At 64.2% G+C, this 19,295-nt stretch carries 20 protein-coding genes, 1 tRNA gene and 1 riboswitch; of the genes, 15 read left to right on the top strand and 6 right to left on the bottom strand.

All coding sequences use genetic code 11. The annotated features are described in order from the left end of the window. Positions 1-5: 5 nt before the first annotated feature. The 6 genes from LJ656_RS04715 to glyA all read right to left on the bottom strand — a co-directional run bounded on the left by LJ656_RS04715 (position 6) and on the right by glyA (position 4,378). Entirely contained in the window at positions 6-572 is a 567-nt protein-coding gene (locus LJ656_RS04715; RefSeq protein ID WP_329958808.1) for a pilus assembly PilX family protein, read from the bottom strand. 44 nt (positions 573-616) lie between these two features. Beyond that, on the bottom strand, positions 617-1,426 hold the full coding sequence (locus tag LJ656_RS04720; protein WP_230508113.1) for a PilW family protein: 810 nt from the start codon (positions 1,424-1,426) through the stop codon (positions 617-619). Further along, the gene (locus LJ656_RS04725) at positions 1,423-1,869 is read right to left on the bottom strand and encodes a type IV pilus modification PilV family protein (protein WP_230508114.1); all 447 of its coding nucleotides are present in this window, start codon (positions 1,867-1,869) and stop codon (positions 1,423-1,425) included. Before LJ656_RS04725 ends, LJ656_RS04720 begins: the two co-directional genes overlap by 4 nt. Then, complete coding sequence (locus LJ656_RS04730) at positions 1,866-2,426, bottom strand: GspH/FimT family pseudopilin (protein ID WP_230508115.1); 561 nt, start codon at positions 2,424-2,426, stop codon at positions 1,866-1,868. The genes LJ656_RS04725 and LJ656_RS04730 overlap by 4 nt, the downstream gene beginning before the upstream one ends. 218 nt (positions 2,427-2,644) lie before the next feature. Beyond that, complete coding sequence (gene nrdR, locus LJ656_RS04735; protein WP_230508116.1) at positions 2,645-3,124, bottom strand: transcriptional regulator NrdR; 480 nt, start codon at positions 3,122-3,124, stop codon at positions 2,645-2,647. Positions 3,125-3,130: 6 nt separating this feature from the next. Next, on the bottom strand, positions 3,131-4,378 hold the full coding sequence (gene glyA, locus LJ656_RS04740; protein WP_230508117.1) for a serine hydroxymethyltransferase: 1,248 nt from the start codon (positions 4,376-4,378) through the stop codon (positions 3,131-3,133). 166 nt (positions 4,379-4,544) lie between these two features. Beyond that, positions 4,545-4,677: riboswitch (ZMP/ZTP riboswitch) on the bottom strand. A gap of 247 nt (positions 4,678-4,924) precedes the next feature. On the opposite strand from glyA, the gene ydfG reads away from it, so the two are divergent. The 15 genes from ydfG to LJ656_RS04815 all read left to right on the top strand — a co-directional run bounded on the left by ydfG (position 4,925) and on the right by LJ656_RS04815 (position 19,024). Then, positions 4,925-5,671 (top strand): bifunctional NADP-dependent 3-hydroxy acid dehydrogenase/3-hydroxypropionate dehydrogenase YdfG, encoded by a 747-nt coding sequence (gene ydfG / locus LJ656_RS04745; RefSeq protein ID WP_230508118.1) that lies wholly within the window; start codon positions 4,925-4,927, stop codon positions 5,669-5,671. Between the two features lie 203 nt (positions 5,672-5,874). Next, the gene (gene ybgC, locus LJ656_RS04750; RefSeq protein ID WP_230508119.1) at positions 5,875-6,339 is read left to right on the top strand and encodes a tol-pal system-associated acyl-CoA thioesterase; all 465 of its coding nucleotides are present in this window, start codon (positions 5,875-5,877) and stop codon (positions 6,337-6,339) included. A gap of 188 nt (positions 6,340-6,527) precedes the next feature. After that, positions 6,528-7,205, top strand: a complete 678-nt coding sequence (gene tolQ / locus LJ656_RS04755; protein WP_007179119.1) for a protein TolQ — start codon at positions 6,528-6,530, stop codon at positions 7,203-7,205. Between the two features lie 10 nt (positions 7,206-7,215). Beyond that, entirely contained in the window at positions 7,216-7,659 is a 444-nt protein-coding gene (gene tolR / locus LJ656_RS04760; protein ID WP_230508120.1) for a protein TolR, read from the top strand. Further along, complete coding sequence (gene tolA, locus LJ656_RS04765; RefSeq protein WP_230508121.1) at positions 7,656-8,702, top strand: cell envelope integrity protein TolA; 1,047 nt, start codon at positions 7,656-7,658, stop codon at positions 8,700-8,702. The genes tolR and tolA overlap by 4 nt, the downstream gene beginning before the upstream one ends. Before the next feature lie 138 nt (positions 8,703-8,840). Then, a complete protein-coding gene (gene tolB, locus LJ656_RS04770) occupies positions 8,841-10,133 on the top strand; it encodes a Tol-Pal system beta propeller repeat protein TolB (protein ID WP_230508122.1) in 1,293 nt (430 codons plus the stop codon). A 32-nt stretch (positions 10,134-10,165) separates the two neighbouring features. After that, a complete protein-coding gene (pal, locus tag LJ656_RS04775; protein WP_075295598.1) occupies positions 10,166-10,672 on the top strand; it encodes a peptidoglycan-associated lipoprotein Pal in 507 nt (168 codons plus the stop codon). Between the two features lie 20 nt (positions 10,673-10,692). Continuing rightward, positions 10,693-11,442 carry a tol-pal system protein YbgF gene (ybgF, locus tag LJ656_RS04780; RefSeq protein WP_230508123.1) on the top strand — a complete coding sequence of 250 codons (750 nt, stop codon included), beginning with the start codon at positions 10,693-10,695 and terminating at the stop codon, positions 11,440-11,442. Positions 11,443-11,660: 218 nt separating this feature from the next. Beyond that, positions 11,661-11,736: transfer RNA gene (locus LJ656_RS04785), tRNA-Lys, on the top strand. 556 nt (positions 11,737-12,292) lie between these two features. Beyond that, positions 12,293-13,381: an ABC transporter ATP-binding protein gene (locus LJ656_RS04790; RefSeq protein WP_230508124.1), complete on the top strand. Its 1,089-nt coding sequence runs from the start codon at positions 12,293-12,295 to the stop codon at positions 13,379-13,381. Further along, the gene (locus tag LJ656_RS04795) at positions 13,371-14,297 is read left to right on the top strand and encodes a carbohydrate ABC transporter permease (protein ID WP_230508125.1); all 927 of its coding nucleotides are present in this window, start codon (positions 13,371-13,373) and stop codon (positions 14,295-14,297) included. Before LJ656_RS04790 ends, LJ656_RS04795 begins: the two co-directional genes overlap by 11 nt. After that, positions 14,294-15,157, top strand: a complete 864-nt coding sequence (locus tag LJ656_RS04800; protein ID WP_230508126.1) for a carbohydrate ABC transporter permease — start codon at positions 14,294-14,296, stop codon at positions 15,155-15,157. The genes LJ656_RS04795 and LJ656_RS04800 overlap by 4 nt, the downstream gene beginning before the upstream one ends. Before the next feature lie 155 nt (positions 15,158-15,312). Then, complete coding sequence (locus LJ656_RS04805; protein ID WP_230508127.1) at positions 15,313-16,644, top strand: extracellular solute-binding protein; 1,332 nt, start codon at positions 15,313-15,315, stop codon at positions 16,642-16,644. A gap of 85 nt (positions 16,645-16,729) precedes the next feature. Continuing rightward, entirely contained in the window at positions 16,730-18,241 is a 1,512-nt protein-coding gene (gene arfA / locus LJ656_RS04810; RefSeq protein WP_230508128.1) for an arabinosylfuranosidase ArfA, read from the top strand. 18 nt (positions 18,242-18,259) lie between these two features. Beyond that, positions 18,260-19,024 (top strand): FadR/GntR family transcriptional regulator, encoded by a 765-nt coding sequence (locus tag LJ656_RS04815; protein WP_230508129.1) that lies wholly within the window; start codon positions 18,260-18,262, stop codon positions 19,022-19,024. Positions 19,025-19,295: the final 271 nt, after the last annotated feature.

Raw genomic sequence — 19,295 nt, forward strand, 5'->3', positions numbered from 1 at the left:
ATCGCCTAGAACGGCTGCGCGGCGACGCGTCGCCAATGACGTTCGATCGCGCCGTCCTCGATCGCCAGTTCGCTTTGCAGCCACACCTGCGTTTCGCTGCTGCGGCCAAAGCCGCGCGCGGTCAACAACCACGCGGTGGCGTCGGTGCGATTCGCGAGACGCCACGGTTCGATCAGGCATTGCGGCGCGCGCGATGAGCCGGGCCACGCGGCGATCGGGGTAACGGCACCTGCATCGAACACTGTCTCGAGCTGCCATTGACGCGGCTGCCCTTGCGCGAATGGCTCGGCGCTCGCATCGCTAGCCGCTGCGAGAACTTCGCGCTCGCATACGGTCAGCGCAGAATCCGCCGCATGAAAAGCCTGCAGATAGTCACGCACGTTGCTCGCCGCGCGAGCCGACGCTAGCGAGGTTTCGAACCAGATCGCCGAGGTGGTGAGCAGCATCGCCGCGAGCAACAACACGACGGGTAGCACGACACCGCGTTGCAGCCGCGGCCGGGTGCGCAGGCGGTTGCTTAGCGACCCTGAATAAATGAACTGGTCGCGCCGCGCATCGCTCATGCGTTCCATACGACCGCGACGGCGGCCGCACCTGCTCGCAGCATGGAGAACCGTCACAACGACACCTCCGCGCGATTGCCACGTACCGCAACGCGACGCGCAAACGCCTGTCGGGTCCGCAGATCGGCGCTGAGCGTGCTCACGCCGTCGCAGTCTGTATAGCGCGAGCGCTGCCGTTGCGCCGCGCCGCGCACGAGCACGCACAGATCGACCGCGACAACTTGCGTCCATTGCTCTGCCGACACGGCCGACGCATTGAGCGCATCCGGTATGCCCTCCAGCCAGTAGCGCAGCCGCACCCGTTCGATGCCATCGACCAGCGGCTGCGCCGCCCCCGGATTGCCGTTGCCTTCGCAGTACAGCTCCGGCTCGCCGGTCGAGCCGCTGAGCGTTGCGAAATAGCGGTTGACCACCGGCGCGCCCTGATCGCCGAGTGCGGCGTCGGCCGATTTCACCGCCTGGCCGACGCAATCGGTGACCTGCCCGCTCGACGACGGCCACGTCGATACGATGTCGCCGACGTAACGGATCGCGATACCGTCCGAACCGGTGTTCAACGTGGTGCAGCCGAGGCTGTCGTCGGCGCCCGTCGGGCGGCCGCCCGAGCAGCCGAACAACGGGGGCGGCCTGTTGTAGCCGACCACGTCGGCAGGCACGAAGCCGGCCATCTGCAATTGCTGGCCGATCAGCATCAGCGCGGTCAAGCCGGCTTCGCGAATCCGCAGGTCGTCGCTCGCGCGCTCGAACGCTTGCCGCTGTGTCGTGTACAGCGAGACGGCACCCGCGGTCACCAGCAGTCCCAGCGCCGTCGCGATCAGAAACTCGACGAGCGTATGGCCGTGCGCGACAAACCGCCGCCTCATCGCGCGAACGCCAACGCAACGCAGGAAAACCCGGCGGGCGTCTCGACGCCGCCGCATGATTCCGGCTTGTCGATCACCTCGCCGTCAGCCGGCCGGTCGCGGACCGACGCCCACGTGACGCGCACGCTCGTCACCGCGCCGCTGCCCACGATCGAAGCTTCGCCGCGCGGCAGCAGTACAGCTGCCCGTGCACGCCACTGTCCGAGCGCGGCATCGCCGGTCGCAGATGTCGCGAACGCCTCGGTCACCGCATCGGCGATCCACGCGGCTTGCTCGCGCAGCGCCATCGCGCGGGCTTCGCGGGCGGTCCACAGCTGGCCGGCTAGCAAACCCAGCGCAGTCACCGCGATCAGCGCGACGGCCACCATGACCTCGATCAGCGAATTGCCGCCGCAGACCGGCGCACCGGCACGCCACCGGGGGGTCAATGAGACTGGCTTCATGACGCCGCTCCGCAAGCGCCCTCGGAGATGCGTGCGCGCCCACCCGCCGCGATCCGGATGCAGCGTCGCCACGGGTCGCCATGCATCGCGCCGGATGGGCTGCGCGGCGCGATCTCGAAACTGCGGAACGCGCCGATCAGTTGACCGGCGGGCGGCGTGAAGCTCAGATCGGTTTGCACGCCGGTGATGCTCACCGCCGCGAGCGGCGCTTGCGCGCGCAATAGCGAGAGCTTGCCGCCGCGCTCGGCGAACACCGCCCAACCGCAGCCCCAGTCGGCGACGCCATCCGCGCAAGGCTGCCCCGCGGCGAGGCAGGAACGCGCCGCACCGATCCGGCACACCGTCACGCGCGTGCCGCGTCGAAGTACCTCGCTGCGCGCATACGCGAGCGTCGACAACAACGCTTTCGAGCGCGCATCGACCTGATCGCGCACGTGCCATGCAGCGAAGGACGGCATCGCCAGCACGGCCATCAGCGCGAGCAGCGCTATCACGGCCAGCGTTTCGACGAGCGTGAAACCGGCGTATGTCGGCCGGTCAATCGCATTGGATTTCATCTGCACTCCCGAGCATTCGAACGGATGCAGTCAATCTAGCGATTTGCGAATGAAGCCGCCATCGGCCGAATGGCCAGGTGGCGTGCAGACGCTATCGCACGCAACAATGCACGCGATGTTCGATCACGGAAGCGGGGGTGGCGATGCGGGAAACAACGTCTGAATTGCGCGCAACGGCGCAGCCGACGGCGCGCGGGCGATGCGCGGCGCGCGCGTCTTTAACGTTTGCGGGAAGGCTTCGGAGAGGAGGCGCGGCGGAATTCCTCGATCACGTCCTCGAACTCGGAGACGTCTTCGAAGCGCCGGTACACGGAAGCAAACCGCACGTAGGCGATCGTATCGAGCGCACGCAACTCGTTCATCACGAGTTCGCCGAGCCGCTCGCTGCGCACCTCGCGCTCGCCGCTGCCGAGAAGTTGATCCTCGATACGGACGACCGCCGCTTCGATCGCGTCGGCCGCCACCGGGCGCTTGCGCAGCGCCAGTTGCATGCTCGCGACGATCTTGCGGCGATCGAATTCCGTGCGGGTGCCGTCCTTCTTGACGACCGACGGCAACGCCAGCTCGACCCGCTCATACGTCGTAAAACGCTTGTCGCAGGCCGGGCAGCGGCGGCGCCGGCGAATCGTCGCGCCGTCTTCGGATACGCGCGAGTCGACGACCTGCGTATCGGCGTGGCGGCAGAACGGGCAATGCATGACAGCTTAGCCGTAGACCGGGAAACGCTGGGTCAGCTCGGCGACCTGCGCTTTCACGCGCTCGATCGTCGCCGCGTCTTCCGGGTTATCCAGCACGTCGGCGATCAGGTTACCGACCTGCTCGGCTTCCTTCACGCCAAAGCCGCGCGTAGTCATTGCCGGCGAGCCGAGACGGATGCCCGAGGTCACGAACGGCTTTTCCGGATCATTCGGAATCGCGTTCTTGTTGACCGTGATGTGAGCCGCGCCGAGCGCGGCTTCAGCGGCCTTGCCGGTGATCTTCTTCGCGCGCAGGTCGACCAGCATCACGTGGCTTTCGGTGCGGCCCGAGACGATGCGCAGACCGCGCTTGACCAGCGTTTCGGCGAGCACGCGCGCGTTTTCGACGACCTGTTGCTGATACGTTTTGAATTCCGGCGACAGCGCTTCCTTGAACGCAACCGCCTTGCCGGCGATCACGTGCATCAGCGGACCGCCCTGGATGCCCGGGAAAATCGCCGAGTTGATCTGCTTCTCGAACTCGGCCTTCATCAGGATCACGCCGCCGCGCGGGCCGCGCAGGCTCTTGTGCGTGGTGGTGGTGACGAAGTCAGCGTGCGGCACCGGATTCGGATACACGCCCGCGGCGATCAGGCCCGCGTAGTGCGCCATGTCGACCATGAAGTACGCACCGACCGACTTCGCGATTTTCGACAGCCGCTCGAAATCGATACGCAGCGCGAACGCCGACGCGCCGGCCACGATCAGCTTCGGCTTGTGCTCCTGCGCGAGCTTTTCGGCTGCGTCGTAGTCGATGTCTTCGGCTTCGTTCAGGCCGTAGCTCACCACGTTGAACCACTTGCCCGACATGTTGACCGGCGAGCCGTGCGTGAGGTGACCGCCGTGCGCGAGGCTCATGCCCATGATCGTGTCGCCCGGCTTGAGCATCGCGAAGAACACGCCCTGGTTCGCCTGCGAGCCGGAGTTCGGCTGCACGTTCGCGGCTTCCGCGCCGAAGATCTGCTTCACGCGGTCGATCGCCAGTTGCTCGGCGATGTCCACGTATTCGCAACCGCCGTAGTAGCGCTTACCCGGATAGCCTTCCGCGTACTTGTTGGTGAGCTGCGAGCCTTGCGCGGCCATCACCGCCGGGCTCGTGTAGTTTTCCGACGCGATCAGTTCGATGTGCTCTTCCTGACGGCGGTTTTCCTGCTCGATGACCTTCCAGAGTTCAGGATCGACGTTGGCGATGGTGCTTTGGGCTCTGTCAAACATACGGGTTCCGTTGAGTGTGTTCAGGTTGACCGGATCGTGCGCCGAATCTTGCGTAGGGGGTACGCAGCGCTGCAGGCGGCGAGGCCTGCCCTGATGTGGCGAATGGAGAGTCGCCGCACACGCGAGGCAAGCCAGCCACCGTCAGCGCAGATCAATGCGCGCGGCTCACGGCTGCCCAGGCGAACGGCAAAACGGCACCCTGCGCTTCACGGTGGGTTGTTCCACCTTGAACCCGATTGGTTGATGCTGAATCGGTTGAGTCGGACGACTCGGTTCTATCGCCAGTCACGCAGGGTCGAGCGCGTTAGTGTATTGGAAGAGGCTCGAATAGGCAACCTGCGGCGGGGCGCTCCGGCGCCGGCTGGCGGGGCCTGCAGCGTAGCCACGCCACCCCTTTCAATGACGTCGGACGAAAGCGCTGAAACCGTCGCGCGAGCCCGTTGCAGGCGCTTGCCGTGTCCGCAAGTCCAGCTCCCGTATCCTTGCCGCAGCGCCGCATTGGAAGTAGGCTTGGGGCCTTTCTCGTTTACCGACCAGGGAACTGCAATGATCGTGTTCGTCACTGGGGCGTCGGCAGGCTTCGGCGCCGCCATCGCCCGCGCTTTCGTCAAGGGCGGCCATCGCGTCGTCGCCACCGCGCGCCGCAAAGACCGCCTGCAAGCACTCGCCGACGAGCTCGGCGACAAGCTGCTGCCGTATGAACTCGACGTACGCGACCGCACCGCCGTCGAAGCCGTGCCGGCCTCGCTGCCGGCCGAATTCGCCGCGCTCGACGTGCTCGTCAACAATGCCGGCCTCGCGCTCGGCACCGAGCCGGCGCACAAAGCCAGCCTCGACGAGTGGAACACGATGATCGAGACCAACTGCACGGGCCTCGTGCAGGTCACGCATGCGCTGCTGCCCGGCATGATCGAGCGCAATCGCGGGCACATCTTCAATCTCGGCTCGGTCGCCGGCCGTTGGCCGTACGCGGGCGGCAACGTGTACGGCGCGACCAAGGCGTTCGTGCGCCAGTTCAGCCTGAACCTGCGCGCCGACCTCACCGGCACCGCGCTGCGCGTGACCGATATCGAGCCGGGCCTGTGCGGCGGCACCGAATTCTCGAACGTGCGCTATCGCGGCGACGACGACAAGGCCGCGAAGGTCTACGAGAACGTCCAGCCGCTGACGGCCGAGGACATCGCCGATTCGATCTACTGGATCGCGACGCGGCCGGCCCACGTGAACATCAACACGATCGAGCTGATGCCGGTCGCGCAGTCGTTCGGCGGCTTGACCGTACATCGCGGTTAAGCTGACGGCGCGGGCGGCGGTTCATGACGGTCAGTCATGACCGCCGCCCGGCGCAACCGGCCCTGCCGGGAGCCGGTTCCTGGTTGCCCCCGGATGCCGCGAGCGCCCGCCAGGCAGCGCTTTACCCACGCCAGATGCCCGCTCAGGCCCGCCAAACGGGGCGCACACTTTGAAACAGACCCCAGGGTATACGTTCCGGTAGAATGCGCCGCATGAATATGTCGACCAGTCAGCCGGAAACGGAAATCGGGTACACGTGGCCGATCCGCGTGTATTACGAAGACACCGATGCCGGCGGCATCGTGTTTTACGCCAATTACCTGAAATTTTTCGAACGGGCGCGGACCGAATGGCTGCGCGCGTGCGGCGTCGACCAGCACCGGCTCGCGGAAGAAAATGGCGCGATTTTCATCGTGCGCAGCACCGCGGTCGACTACCGGGCGCCGGCGCGTCTCGACGACATCGTAAAAATCGTCAGCCGGATCGAGCGACTTGGCCGCGCTTCGGTAGACTTCGTGCAGGAAGCGTGGCGCGAAGGCACGTTGCTTGCTACCGGCTCGATCCGGATCGGTTGCGTGGACCGCGCCGCGTTGCGGCCGGCGGCAATTCCCGCGCCGGTTCTCGCCGCCCTGCGGCGCGGGCCGGGCGTCAGTCACGGGGTGGACTGAACGGCAGCAGCATGTCAACGCACAATTACCCTGGCTCGTTGTTACGGGGCCGGTGAACTCGTACCGATCACGCAACACAAAGCATGGTTCGGCCTCGCGCGTCGCCGAAGCTGCCGTTTTGCCCACGGCAAGCCTGATGCGGCCTTGCAGCCGGACGCCCCCTTTCCGGGACGTTAACAAGAATCTTTATGAACACTACACAAGATCTGTCGATCGTTTCACTAGTACTCAACGCAAGCCTGCTCGCCCAGGCGGTCATGGCTCTGCTGCTGTTGCTGTCGCTGCTGTCGTGGACTTTCATCTTCCGCAAGTGGTTTGCGATTCGCCGGGCGCGCGCGCAAACTGAACGCTTCGAGCGTGATTTCTGGTCGGGCGGCGATCTGCAGGCGCTTTATCAGAGCGCCGCGAACAACCGCCACACGATCGGCGCGCTCGAGCGGATTTTCGAATCCGGCATGCGCGAATTCCTGAAGGGCAAGGAAAAACGCCTGAACGATCCGGGCGCGATTCTCGACGGCGCGCGGCGTGCGATGCGCGCGGCGTTCCAGCGCGAAATGGACGTGCTCGAAGCGAACCTCGCGTTCCTCGCGTCGGTCGGTTCGGTCAGCCCGTATATCGGTCTGTTCGGTACGGTGTGGGGGATCATGAATGCGTTCCGCGGCCTCGCCAACGTGCAGCAGGCCACCCTCGCGAACGTCGCGCCGGGCATCGCGGAAGCGCTGACCGCGACCGCGATCGGCCTGTTCGCCGCGATTCCGGCGGTCGTTGCGTACAACCGCTACGCGCACGACATCGACCGGCTGGCAATCCGCTTCGAGACCTTCATCGAGGAATTCTCGAACATCCTGCAGCGTCAGGCACAGTAAGGAGGCCACGATGGCAGGCTCCCGCTCCAGCATGCGCGGTTCGCGCTCGCGTCGCGCAATGGCCGACATCAACGTCGTGCCGTACATCGACGTGATGCTCGTGCTGCTCGTGATTTTCATGGTGACCGCGCCGCTCGTCGCGCCGTCGATCGTCAATCTGCCGACCGTCGGCGGCGCCGCGCCGCAACAGCAGATGCCGCCCGTGATGGTCAACATCCGCGCGGACGGCAACATGAGCGTCAAGTACAAGGACGACGCCGGCGCGCAGCAGCAGGAAGACATGACGAAGGCCGAGCTGAAGAGCTTTATCGCCGACCGGGCGGAATCGCACCCGGATCAGCCGGTCGTGATCGCCGCCGATAAAACGGTGAAGTACGAAATCGTGATGAACGTGATGTCCGAGCTGAAGGCTCAGGGCGTCAAGCGCGTTGGCCTGCTCGTCAAATCGCAATGATCCGCAAGAACTCCGAATACCCGCTTCAGCCGCCGCGTGAACGCGGCACCGGGCGAGCGTTCCTGTTCGCGCTGGTGATGCACGCGCTGCTCGGGTTCTTCCTGTACCACGGCATCCAGTGGCAGAACAGCACGCCCGAGGGCGCGGAAGCGGAACTGTGGACCGAAGTGCCGAACGTGGCGACGCCGCGGCCTGTCACTCCGCCGCCGCCCCCGGTGCCGGTCGCGCCTGCCCCGCCGGTGCGCGACGAGCAGGCCGACATCGCGCTGCAGGAAAAGAAACGCCAACAGCAGCAGGCGGCGCGCGAAGCGCAACTGGCCGAGCAGCAGCGTCAGCAGAAACTGAAAGAGCAGCAGGAAGAGCAAGCCAAGCGTGAACAGCAGGCGGCCGACCAGGCGGCCCAGCTCGCCGCGCAAAAGGCCGCCAAGCTCAAGCAGCAACAGCAGGAGCAGCAGCAGGCCGCGAAGCTGAAGCAACAGCAACTCGCCGAACAGCAAAAGCAGCAGCAACTCGCCGAGCAGCAGAAGCAACAGCAACTGAAGGCTCAGCAGGAGCAGCAACAGAAGCAGGCTCAGGCGGAAGCGCAGAAGAAGGCCGACGCGGAAAAAGCGGCGAAGGCCAAGGCGCAAGCCGAAGCGGCCGCGCAGGCGAAAAAGCAGCTGGACGCGGAACGCCGCGCCCGTCTCGCACAGATGCAGGGAATGGCGGGCCCGCCGGGCTCGACCGGCAACGGTCTCGGCAAGAGCGGCACGGGCAGCGGTTCGGGTGGCACGGCGGCTTCGCCGGGTTACGCGGACAAGGTGCGCCGGGCGGTGCGGCCGAACATCTCGTGGGGCGGTGAAACGGAAGGACTGGAAACAGTCATCGCCGTGCGCTGCTCGCCGAGCGGGACGTTGCTGGGGGCTAACGTGTCGCGCAGCAGCGGCAATGCCGCCTGGGATGCCGCGGCGTTGCGCGCGGTGCAGCGTTCGGATCCGATGCCGCTCGACGTGAATGGCAAGGCGCCGGAAAGCTTCTACATCACGCTGCGTCCGGCTGGTTAAGGTGCCGGCTGACAGCCGGTTGACGGCCACCGCGCTGCCCTTTGCGGAGCGGCGGTGCGTGGGAACGAATTAGCCGTTTGCCGGTCTGTCTGTCGTCGCGAAGTATTGAGTAAAACCGTTTTGAGGAATCCATACAGCATGAGTTTGATGACCAAGCTAGGCCTGCGAACACTCGTGGCAACGTGCCTGATCGCCGTCGGCGGCGCCGCCAACGCACAACTCAACGTCCTCGTGACGGGCGTCGGATCCACCCAGTTTCCGATCGCAACGGCGACCTTCGCCAATGAAGCGAACTCGCCGCAACAGGTCAGCGCGATCGTGCGCCAGGACCTGCAACGCAGCGGCAAATTCACTAATATCGACGCGGGCTCGACGCCGGTGTCGGAAGCCGATTCGGTCGACCTCGGCGCGTGGAAGGCCAAGGGCGCCAACGCGTTCGTCGCCGGCAGCGTGAACCGTTTGCCGAACGGCCAGTACGAAGTGCGCTTCAAGCTGTATGACACGGTCAAGGGTGAAAACCTCGGCGGCCTCGTGCTGGTGAGCCCGGAAAGCGGTCTGCGCATGAGCGCGCACAAGGTCGCCGACTACATCTACGCGAAGCTGATGGGCACCCGCGGCGTGTTCGCGACGCGCCTGTCGTACGTGATTCGCAGCGGCGGCCGTTATCAGTTGCAGGTATCGGATTCGGACGGTCAGAACGCGCATATCGCGCTGTCGAGCCCCGAGCCGATCATCTCGCCGGCGTGGTCGCCTGACGGCACCAAGGTCGCGTACGTTTCGTTTGAAAAGAAGAAGCCGATCGTCTACATCCACGACCTGCCCACCGGTCGTCGTACGGTCGTCTCGGACCAGAAGGGTAACAACAGCGCACCGGCGTGGTCGCCGGACGGCCGCACGCTCGCCGTCGCACTGTCGCGCACCGGCAATACGCAGATTTTCGCGGTCAACGCGGACGGCAGCGGTCTGCGCCGCCTCACGCAAGGCAGCGCGATCGACACCGAACCGGCCTACTCGCCGGACGGCCAGTCGATCTACTTCACGAGCGACCGCGGCGGCGCACCGCAGATCTACAAGATGCCGGCGCAGGGCGAGAGCGCCGGCGCCGCGCAACGCGTCACGTTTACGGGCAGCTACAACACCAGCCCGCGTGTGAGTCCTGACGGCAAGCAGCTTGCCTATATCTCGCGCGTCGGCGGTGGCTTCAAGCTGTATCTCCAGGACCTGCAAGGCGGATCCGCCACGGGCCTGACGGACACGACACATGACGAATCGCCGAGCTTCGCGGCGAACGGTCAGTACATTCTTTACGCCACTCAGGTGAACGGCCGTGGCGTGTTGGCCGCAGTATCGACCGATGGTCGTACTCGGCAGGTCCTGTCCGTTCAGGGTGGTAGCGTCCGCGAACCGTCCTGGGGCCCGTTTATGCAATAACGTTGATGCAATAACACAAGGAGAGTAATCAAATGATGTCCAAACTTCGTTTCGCATTCGCCGTCGCGATGGTCGGTGCGCTGGCCGCCTGTCACTCGGGCGTCAAGCTCGACGAGAACGCCAACAAGGGCGCAGGCTCGGCACAACCGAACCCGAACGACGTCGCGACGGTCAATGTCGACCCGCTGAACGATCCGAACAGCCCGCTCGCGAAGCGCAGCATCTACTTCGACTTCGACAGCTACTCGGTGAAGGACGACTACCAGCCGCTGCTGCAGCAACACGCGCAGTACCTGAAGAGCCACCCGCAGCGTCACGTGCTGATCCAGGGCAATACCGACGAGCGCGGCACCAGCGAATACAACCTCGCACTCGGCCAGAAGCGTGCTGAAGCGGTGCGTCGTTCGCTGTCGCTGATGGGCGTGGGCGACTCGCAAATGGAAGCCGTGAGCCTCGGCAAGGAAAAGCCGCAGGCAACCGGTCATGACGAAGCGTCGTGGGCACAGAACCGCCGCGCCGACCTCGCGTACCAACAGTAAGTCAACGTGTGATGAGCCGAATGACGCATCGTTTCTCCTGGCTGCGGCTTGCCGCAGCGGCCTGCGTCGCAGGCACGGCCCTCGCGGCCGTGCCCGCCCATGCGGGCATCTTCGACGACGATCAGGCCCGCCAGGCCATTCTCGATCTGCGTTCGAAGACCGATAGCCTGTCGAGCCAGCTGTCGGCCGCGCAGCGCACGATCCTCGATCAGTCCAACCGTCTTGACCAGCTGAACCAGCAGGTCGCGACGCTGCGCGGACAGAACGAGGACATGGCGAACCAGCTCGCGACGCTGCAAAAGCAGCAGAAGGACTACTACACCGATCTCGACACGCGCCTGAAGAAATTCGAGCCGCAGCAACAGACGGTGGACGGCGTCCAGGGCGAGGTGCAGCCGGGTGAAACCGAAGCGTTCAACGCGGCTTCGCAGCAGTTCCGCAGCGGCGATTTCAAGAGCGCGGCGGCGTCGTTCCGCAGCTTCATCTCCAAGTATCCGACGAGCCCCTATCAGCCGACCGCGCAGTACTGGCTCGGCAACGCGCTGTATGCATTGCGCGACTACAAGGGTTCGACGGCGACCTGGCAAGGTGTGGTGGCCAAATACCCGCAGCATCCGCGGGCGCCCGAAGCGCTGCTGGCGATCGCGAACAATCAGCTCGAGCAAGGTCAGAAGGCCGCGGCCAGGAAGACGCTCGAGCAGATCCTCGCGCAGTATGGCGGCTCCGATGTCGCGCAGACCGCGCAGAGCAAGCTGTCGCAGATCAAGTAGTCGATGGTGGTTGTTGGCAGTAACGCGCAGTGTCCGATGTGATAGCCACGCGCGCCTCTCGCTGGAAAGCCCGGGTAGCAATGCCCGGGCTTTTCATTTTGGGGCAGCGGATTTTGCCGTAGTGAGGTGCTGGGGCGGCGCGTGAAATCCCGATAACTTTGTTGGCCGCCTAGGGTTGACAGGCCATAAGGCCGCCGATATAATTTCGCTTCTCTTTTGGGTCGTTAGCTCAGCTGGTAGAGCAGCGGACTTTTAATCCGTTGGTCACAGGTTCGAATCCCGTACGGCCTACCAAAGATTTGCTGTAGAACAAAGGGCCTGCTCACGCAGGCCCTTTGTTTTTTCGGCGTCGGTTTCGCGTGATCCAGGTGGTCGGTCTGCGCTGCGTATCAGGCCATCGTGGCCATCGACGCTGCGCGGGCGACCTTCATATGTCGCTGCTCATCAATCCAAACACTCCCTCAACGTAACGTGATCGATCATGTCCTAGGCAATGACGAGCGCTTGCGCAGCTTCGTCGATTAGTTAGGATACTTAACATCACGACAGAGTATTTCCGAACCTCGCGCCATCACGTTCGGAAAGCTCTTCAGCCCCCTCCTCGCAGCACTGCCACGCGCATTTCCTCAGCGCCTTCAGCCCTTGGTTCTTCGCGCACCCGCGAATCGACCATCTCATCGCGTGACGAGAAGCGCGCGAACCAATTTGCATCACCCGCATCAATCAATCAGGAAAACTCAATATCTGGGAATCGGATTGTCAGTGTTTACACGAAGGGTCACAGGGGTGTTCTTTTCATAATATCAACGCACTGAATGCGGCGATACGAGACTACTCCACTGGAGGCACCGTGACGGGCATCCGATTGAGCGGCGTAACAAAGCGGTATGGCGAAACAGAGGTAATCACCGGCCTCGACCTCGACATTCATTCAGGTGAGTTCCTCGTCTTTCTCGGCCCTTCCGGCTGCGGCAAATCCACATTACTGCGCATGATCGCCGGGCTCGAATCCGTCAGCGACGGTCAGATCAGCATCGGCGAGCGGCGCGTGAACGAACAGCCGCCCGGCAAGCGCGGCGTCGCGATGGTGTTTCAGCACTACGCGCTGTATCCGCACATGACCGTCTACGACAACATGGCGTTCGGTCTGCGCAACACCGGCGTCGCGGCGGGTGAAGTCGACCAGCGCATCAACGAGGCCGCCCGCATGCTCGAACTCGGCCCGCTGCTGCAGCGTCGCCCGGCCCAACTTTCCGGCGGCCAGCGCCAACGCGTCGCGATCGGCCGCGCAGTCGTCAAGGAGCCCGAAGCATTCCTGTTCGACGAACCGCTGTCCAATCTCGACGCCGCGCTGCGCACCCGCACGCGGCTCGAACTCGCGCGCATCCATCAGCGCCTGCACTCCACGATGGTGTTCGTCACCCACGACCAGGTGGAAGCGATGACGCTCGCCACCCGCATCGTCGTAATGAACCGCGGCCGCATCGAGCAGATCGGCGCGCCGCTCGACATCTACAAGCGACCCGCGACGCGCTTCGTCGCGGGCTTCATCGGCACGCCGGCGATGAACTTCCTCGACATCGAACGCGCGGGGGACAACGGCGGCCGGCTGATCGTCGCGCTGCCGTTCGACGGCGTGCAAACGCCCACCGCCATCGAAAGCGCGAGCCTGCCCGCAGGCAAGCTCACGCTCGGCGTGCGCGCGGAACACGTGCTACTCGATCCGCACGGGCCGCTGACCGGTCGCGCGGAAGTGATCGAACGGCTCGGCGACCGTTCGCTCGCACATGTGAGCATGCCCAACGGTCAGTTGCTGGTCGCCGAATTGCCGCGCGCGCGGGAACTCGAGATCGAGACCGGCGACACGATCCGCATGAGTCTCGACGCCGCGCACCTGCATCTGTTCGACGAAACCGGCAAGGCCTGGCATGGCCTCTAACCGCTCGTTCGCGCTTCCGCTGCCGAAAACCCGCGAGGGCTGGCGGCGCAATCTTCACGCGCCGTGGTCGAACGCATTGTTCGTGCTGCCGTTCGTGATCGTCTACGTGCTGCTGCTGATTGTGCCGCTGTGCTTCGGCTGGTGGCTCAGCCTGCAACGCGTGGATCTGCTCGCCGGCACCAGCGACTTCATCGGCATTCGCAACTATCTCGATCTGACGCTCGATCCGATCTTCCGCGGCGCGCTGCGCAACACGTTCTATTTCGTCATCCTGACGGTGCCGGTGTTCGTGCTGCTCGGTCTCGCGCTCGCGCTGGTGCTCAATCGTCCGGGTCGCTTCGGCGCGGCGCTGCGCGCGCTGTTTTTTGGCTCGTCGGTGTTATCGGTCACAATCGTTACGCTCGTCTGGAAGCTCGTGATGATGCCCGGCAACGGCCTGCTCGCCGACATCAGCCACGCACTGCACCTGCCCGAATTCATGCCTCTGATGCACGAAGCCACCGCGCTGCCGGCCATCGCGGTCGTCACGGTCTGGTGGATCATGGGCCTGCCGATGATGCTGTTCCTCGCCGCGCTCCAGCAGATTCCGCAGGAGCTTTACGAAGCCGCGGCACTCGACAACGCGAGCCGCTGGCGCACCTTCACGAAAATCACGCTGCCGTCGATCTGGCGCACCGTCGCGCTGGTCGCCGTCATCGAAGCGGTGCTGCAGTTCCAGCTGTTCGGCCAGGCGCAGTTGCTCACCGACGGCGGCCCGAACAACTCGACCCGCCCGCTGGTGCAATTCATCTACGAAACCGGCTTCAAGCAATGGTCGTTCGGCTATTCCGCGGCGGCGGCGCAGGTTTTGTTCGCGCTGATGCTGATCGGCGTGGTCGCGCAGGCCTTGCTGCTGCGCAAGAAGGAGAAGGCATGAGCACGCTCGCTTTCGAAACCCGTCCGCGTGGCTCGCTGAGCGGGCGCCTCGGCGACCGCCTGATGCTCGGCGCGGTAGTCGTGCTCGCGCTGCTGTGGATCACGCCGCTGTTGTGGGTGCTGTGCCTGTCGTTCAAGCCGAATGCGTTTCTCGAACAGCACACCGACGTGCTGTTCTCGCCGCCGTTCACATTGCAGAACTACACGAACATCGTCGATACGTCGGCGGTCGGCGGCTGGCTCGTCAACAGTCTGATCGTGTCGATCGGCCAGACGCTGCTCACGCTCGTGATCGCGTCGCTCGCCGGTTACGGCTTCGCGCGCACCGAGTTTCCGGGCCGGCGCTATCTGTACGTGCTCTGCCTGTGCGGGCTCGCGGTCCCCGAGCAGGCGCTGGTGATCCCGCTGCACCACCTGTTCGCGACGCTCGACTGGCACAACACCTACGGCGCGCTGATCCTGCCGCGTCTCGCGTCGCCGTTCGGCGTCTATCTGATGACGCAGTACTTCAAGGCGGTGCCGATCGAGATCGAGGAAGCCGCGTTGCTCGACAACGCTTCCCGCTTCAAGGTGTTCTGGCGCGTCGTGCTGCCGCTGTCGTTGCCGGCGCAGGCAACGCTCGCGATCTTCACGTTCCTCAGCGCATGGAACGACTATCTGTGGCCGCTGGTGTCCGCATCGAAGCCCGAGATGTACACGCTGACGATCGGGCTCGCGTCCACCCAAGGCAATTTCGCGCAGTCCGAAGGCATTGGTTATCTGATGGCGCAGGCGATCTTCGCCGGCCTGCCCATCTTCGTGCTGTACCTGTTCTTCCAGAAGTACATCGTGGCGGCCGTCTCCGGCACCGCGGCGCGCTAACCGCGCGGCGGCCGAAACGTCCCAGAACACCGGTCGAGTCGAACACGTGCATGGCAAGCAATGTGTCGACCGATCTGATTTGATTCGCAGTACCAATAACATTCGCCCATGCACACGCATGCAGCGCGTACGGTGGGCTTTCCCAGGAGACAGACATGAGCAGATCGTTGGTGCGTCGCGCAATCGCGCTTGCTGCGTTCGGCCTCGCGACAAGCCTCGCGGCACCCGCACAGGCCAAAACGGAAATCACGTTGTCGCGTTTCTTCGGCGCCTGCGACGCCGAATACGGCAAAGTCAACGACGTCAGCAAGGCGTCCGGCGAGTGCGGCATCATCACGACACTGGTCAACCAGTTCAACGCGACGAACAAGGAAGACATCGTCGTGAAACCGCAGATCATCGAATGGACGCCGTACTACACGCAACTCGACGCGCGCATTCTAAGCCGCGACGTGCCGACCATCTCGGTCATGCATGAGGCCGTATTGGGCGATTACGTGAAGCGCAACCTGGTCGAACCGCTCGACGACGGGTTCAAATCGGTCGGGGTCGACACGAAAGACTTCACGGGCCAGGCGCACCGCGCGGTCACCTTCGGCGAGAAGACCTATGCGCTGCCGTTCGACACGCATTCGTGGCTGTGGCACATCAACGTGAATCTGCTGAAAAAGGCGGGCCTCGTCGATGCGAGCGGTCAGCCGATCCTGCCGAAAACGCCGGACGAACTGCTCGCGCAGGCAAAACAGTTCAAGGACAAAACCGGGCTGCCGTACTTCGCGGTGCCGATCGCCAATGAATCGGCCGCGCAAACGCGCTCCTTCTATACCTGGGTCTACCAACAAAACGGCACGCTGTTCCCCGCCGGCCCGACGAAGATCGACATGCATACGCCGGCCGCCGCCAACGCGCTCGCGCTCTACGACAAGCTGACGAAAGCGGGCGACCTCACGCAGGGGCTCGACTACGGCGCGGCCAACCAGGCATTCGAAAACGGCAAGGCGGGCGTGCTGATGTGCGGCACGTGGGTGATCGAGGACTTCACGAATCTGTCGAAGAAACCGGGCACCGCGCTTGCCAACGGCTACGACGTCGTGCCGTTCCCGAACCTGTATCAAAAGAAGGCGGTGTGGGCCGACGGTCACTCGTGGGTGATGCTCAAGGGCGGCGCGAAAGACGAGAAGACCCGCCACGCGGCTTTCGTGTTCCTCAAGTTCCTGTCCGATCACGACGGCGACTGGGCTCGCACCGGTCACCTGCCCGCGCGCCAGTCGATCATCACGAGCGACACGTTCAACGCGTTGCCGCATCGCCCGGCCATCAAGGAGATCTCCAGCACCGGCTACGCGCTGCCCAATACGGTGCCGCGCCAGTTCGCGATCCAGCAGATCGTCGGTGAAGAGATCAGCAACATGCTGTCGACCGGCAAACCGGTCGGCGACGTGCAGAAGGAAGCGGAACAACGCACCAACGCATTGCTCGCGCGTTAAAGCCGCAAAAGGCTGGCGCAAGCGCGCGGCCTTCTTCATACAGGCGCATCACTTCATACAGCTGCAGGATGAATAAAGGAACACCATGATCGCTTCCCGCCTCATCGTCGATCGCGACTTCGTCATTTCCGAACTCGACCGCCGCCTGTTCGGCGTATTCGTCGAGCACATGGGCCGCTGTGTGTACACCGGCATTTTCGAGCCCGGCCATCCGCAAGCCGACGAGCGCGGCTACCGCAAGGACGTGATGGACCTCACCCGCGAACTCGGCCCGACCATCGTGCGTTACCCGGGCGGCAATTTCCTGTCGGGCTACAACTGGGAAGACGGCGTCGGTCCGCGCGAGCAGCGGCCGCGCCGGCTCGACCTCGCGTGGTACTCGACCGAAACCAATCAGTTCGGCACCAACGAGTTCATCGACTGGTGCCGCGCGCTCGACATCGAACCGATGTACGGCGTGAACCTCGGCACGCGCGGGCCCGACGAGGCGCGCCGCTTCGTCGAATACTGCAATCATCCAGCCGGCACCGCGCTGTCCGATCTGCGCCGCGAGCACGGCTACGAAAAACCGCACGACATCAAGTTCTGGTGCCTCGGCAACGAGATGGACGGCCCGTGGCAGATCTGTCGCAAGACTGCCGAGGAATACGGCCGCGCCGCGCTCGAGACGGCCAAGCTGATGCGCTCGGTCGACCCGACGATCCAGCTTGCCGCGTGCGGTTCGTCCACCCACGAAATGCCCACGTACGGCGTATGGGAAGAGCGCGTGCTCGATCACTGCTTCGAGCAGGTCGATTTCATTTCGCTGCATACGTACTTCGAAAACCGCCGCGACTCGACCGCGGAGTTCTTCGGCAACATCGAAGTGATGGACCTGTTCATCAAGGAGATCGTCGCGGTCGCGGACAGCGTCGCGGCGCGCAAGCATTCGTCCAAGCGCATCATGCTGTCGTTCGACGAATGGAACGTCTGGTACAAGGCGCGCACGATCAACGATCTGCGCAAGCCGGGTTGGCCGGAGGCGCCGCGTCTGATCGAAGAGGTCTACAACCACGAAGACGCGATCGTCGTGGGCGGCGCATTGATCACGATGATGAACAACGCCGATCGCGTGAAGACCGCCTGTCTCGCGCAACTCGTCAACGTGATCGGGCCGATCATGACCGAACCGGGCGGCCGCGCGTGGCGCCAGACGATCTTCCACCCGTTCGCGCATGCGTCGAAATTCGGCCACGGTCGCGTCCTCAAACCGGTGATCCAGTCGGCCAGCTACGAAGCGGAAACATTCCCCGAGATCGCGTATCTGTGCGCGGCGGTGGTCGACGATCGCGCGACCGGCACGACGACCGTGTTCGCGCTGAACCGTCATCTGAGCGACGAAATGGAACTCGATATCGAGTTGCGCGGACTCGGCCGCGAACGCACGCTCGATCACGCGATCGAGTTGTATCATCCCAACATGAAGGCGGTGAACACGGTGGATGCGCCTACTACAGTGGCGCCGGCAGTGAACCAGGCCGTGTCGGTCGATGGCGAACGCGTGCGCGCTAAGCTCAAGCCGGGCTCGTGGAACGTGATCGTGACGAGCGCCAGATAACGCGGCACGGACACGCTTGTGCACGATGCCTACGAAGGGGAAGTGATGTTCGAGCGCGAACCGATCGTTGGCAATATCACGACGCAGATCGCCAAGATAATCGGCATGCGCGTGGTCTCGGGCGAGTTCGCGCCGGGGGACGCGCTGCCGGTCGAAAGCGAGCTGTGCAGCGCGTACGGCGTGAGTCGAACCACGCTGCGCGAGGCGATCAAGCAACTAGCCGGCAAACGGCTGATTGCGGTGTCGCCAAAAATAGGCACCCGTGTCCTGCCTTTCTCCGACTGGAACCTGCTCGACCGCGACGTGCTCGCGTGGCGGCTCAACGCGCAATTCGACTCGAAGATCGTCGAGGACATTTTCGAAATGCGCATCTGCTTCGAGCCGCGCGCGAGTTTTCTGGCCGCGCGCCACGGCAAGGAAGAAACCTTCCAGATCATCGAGCGGCGCTACCTCGAACTCGCGGCCGCCTGCGACCCGGCAGCCCCGCATGGCGCCACGGACATTCGCGCGGCCGCCGACGCGAATCTCGAGTTTCATCTCGCGATCATCACGGCCTCGCAAAACGGCATGTTCATCACGATCGGCAATGCGATCAAGGCCGCGCTGCGCGTGTCGTCGGAAATGATGCAGCGCCAGGCGGCCCAGCCGAGCGAAGACCTGGAACTGCACGATGCGGTGCGCCGGCATATCGTAAGCCGCGAAGCCGACGCGGCCGCCGCCGCGATGACGCGGCTGCTCGAATCGTGGCGCGACCGGATCCTGCGCTACACGATCGCGCCTTGAGAGGCGCTGACGCGCCTTTGCCCGCGGGCCATCACTACGGATTCAAACGCGGCCTTTTAATCAGTAGCCCGTTCTATCGACAGCAGCGCGCCGTTCTGGAACGCTCGACAGCGCACGCGTCGTGCGCCACCACCTCAGACCACCTAAGCCGCGCCGGAACCTCCGCACTTCCGCCATAACTGGCGTCGCCCCTTCCTCCTTTGTTCGTTCGCCACCTCACAGACTGCTGACAGCGTCCGCTCGCATCATCGACCCATAGCGCCAACAGAGC

This window comes from Paraburkholderia sejongensis (genome assembly GCF_020880815.1).
GTDB lineage: Bacteria > Pseudomonadota > Gammaproteobacteria > Burkholderiales > Burkholderiaceae > Paraburkholderia > Paraburkholderia sejongensis.

Coding starts and splice junctions, on each gene's coding strand:
- LJ656_RS04800 (WP_230508126.1), top strand. CDS start 14,294: ATGAGCACGCTCGCTTTCGAAACCCGTCCGCGTGGCTCGCTGAGCGGG.
- LJ656_RS04805 (WP_230508127.1), top strand. CDS start 15,313: ATGAGCAGATCGTTGGTGCGTCGCGCAATCGCGCTTGCTGCGTTCGGC.
- pal (WP_075295598.1), top strand. CDS start 10,166: ATGATGTCCAAACTTCGTTTCGCATTCGCCGTCGCGATGGTCGGTGCG.
- LJ656_RS04730 (WP_230508115.1), bottom strand. CDS start 2,426: ATGAAATCCAATGCGATTGACCGGCCGACATACGCCGGTTTCACGCTC.
- ybgF (WP_230508123.1), top strand. CDS start 10,693: ATGACGCATCGTTTCTCCTGGCTGCGGCTTGCCGCAGCGGCCTGCGTC.
- LJ656_RS04720 (WP_230508113.1), bottom strand. CDS start 1,426: ATGAGGCGGCGGTTTGTCGCGCACGGCCATACGCTCGTCGAGTTTCTG.
- tolQ (WP_007179119.1), top strand. CDS start 6,528: ATGAACACTACACAAGATCTGTCGATCGTTTCACTAGTACTCAACGCA.
- LJ656_RS04795 (WP_230508125.1), top strand. CDS start 13,371: ATGGCCTCTAACCGCTCGTTCGCGCTTCCGCTGCCGAAAACCCGCGAG.
- ydfG (WP_230508118.1), top strand. CDS start 4,925: ATGATCGTGTTCGTCACTGGGGCGTCGGCAGGCTTCGGCGCCGCCATC.
- tolA (WP_230508121.1), top strand. CDS start 7,656: ATGATCCGCAAGAACTCCGAATACCCGCTTCAGCCGCCGCGTGAACGC.
- arfA (WP_230508128.1), top strand. CDS start 16,730: ATGATCGCTTCCCGCCTCATCGTCGATCGCGACTTCGTCATTTCCGAA.
- nrdR (WP_230508116.1), bottom strand. CDS start 3,124: ATGCATTGCCCGTTCTGCCGCCACGCCGATACGCAGGTCGTCGACTCG.
- tolR (WP_230508120.1), top strand. CDS start 7,216: ATGGCAGGCTCCCGCTCCAGCATGCGCGGTTCGCGCTCGCGTCGCGCA.
- LJ656_RS04725 (WP_230508114.1), bottom strand. CDS start 1,869: ATGAAGCCAGTCTCATTGACCCCCCGGTGGCGTGCCGGTGCGCCGGTC.
- glyA (WP_230508117.1), bottom strand. CDS start 4,378: ATGTTTGACAGAGCCCAAAGCACCATCGCCAACGTCGATCCTGAACTC.
- ybgC (WP_230508119.1), top strand. CDS start 5,875: ATGCGCCGCATGAATATGTCGACCAGTCAGCCGGAAACGGAAATCGGG.
- LJ656_RS04715 (WP_329958808.1), bottom strand. CDS start 572: ATGGAACGCATGAGCGATGCGCGGCGCGACCAGTTCATTTATTCAGGG.
- tolB (WP_230508122.1), top strand. CDS start 8,841: ATGAGTTTGATGACCAAGCTAGGCCTGCGAACACTCGTGGCAACGTGC.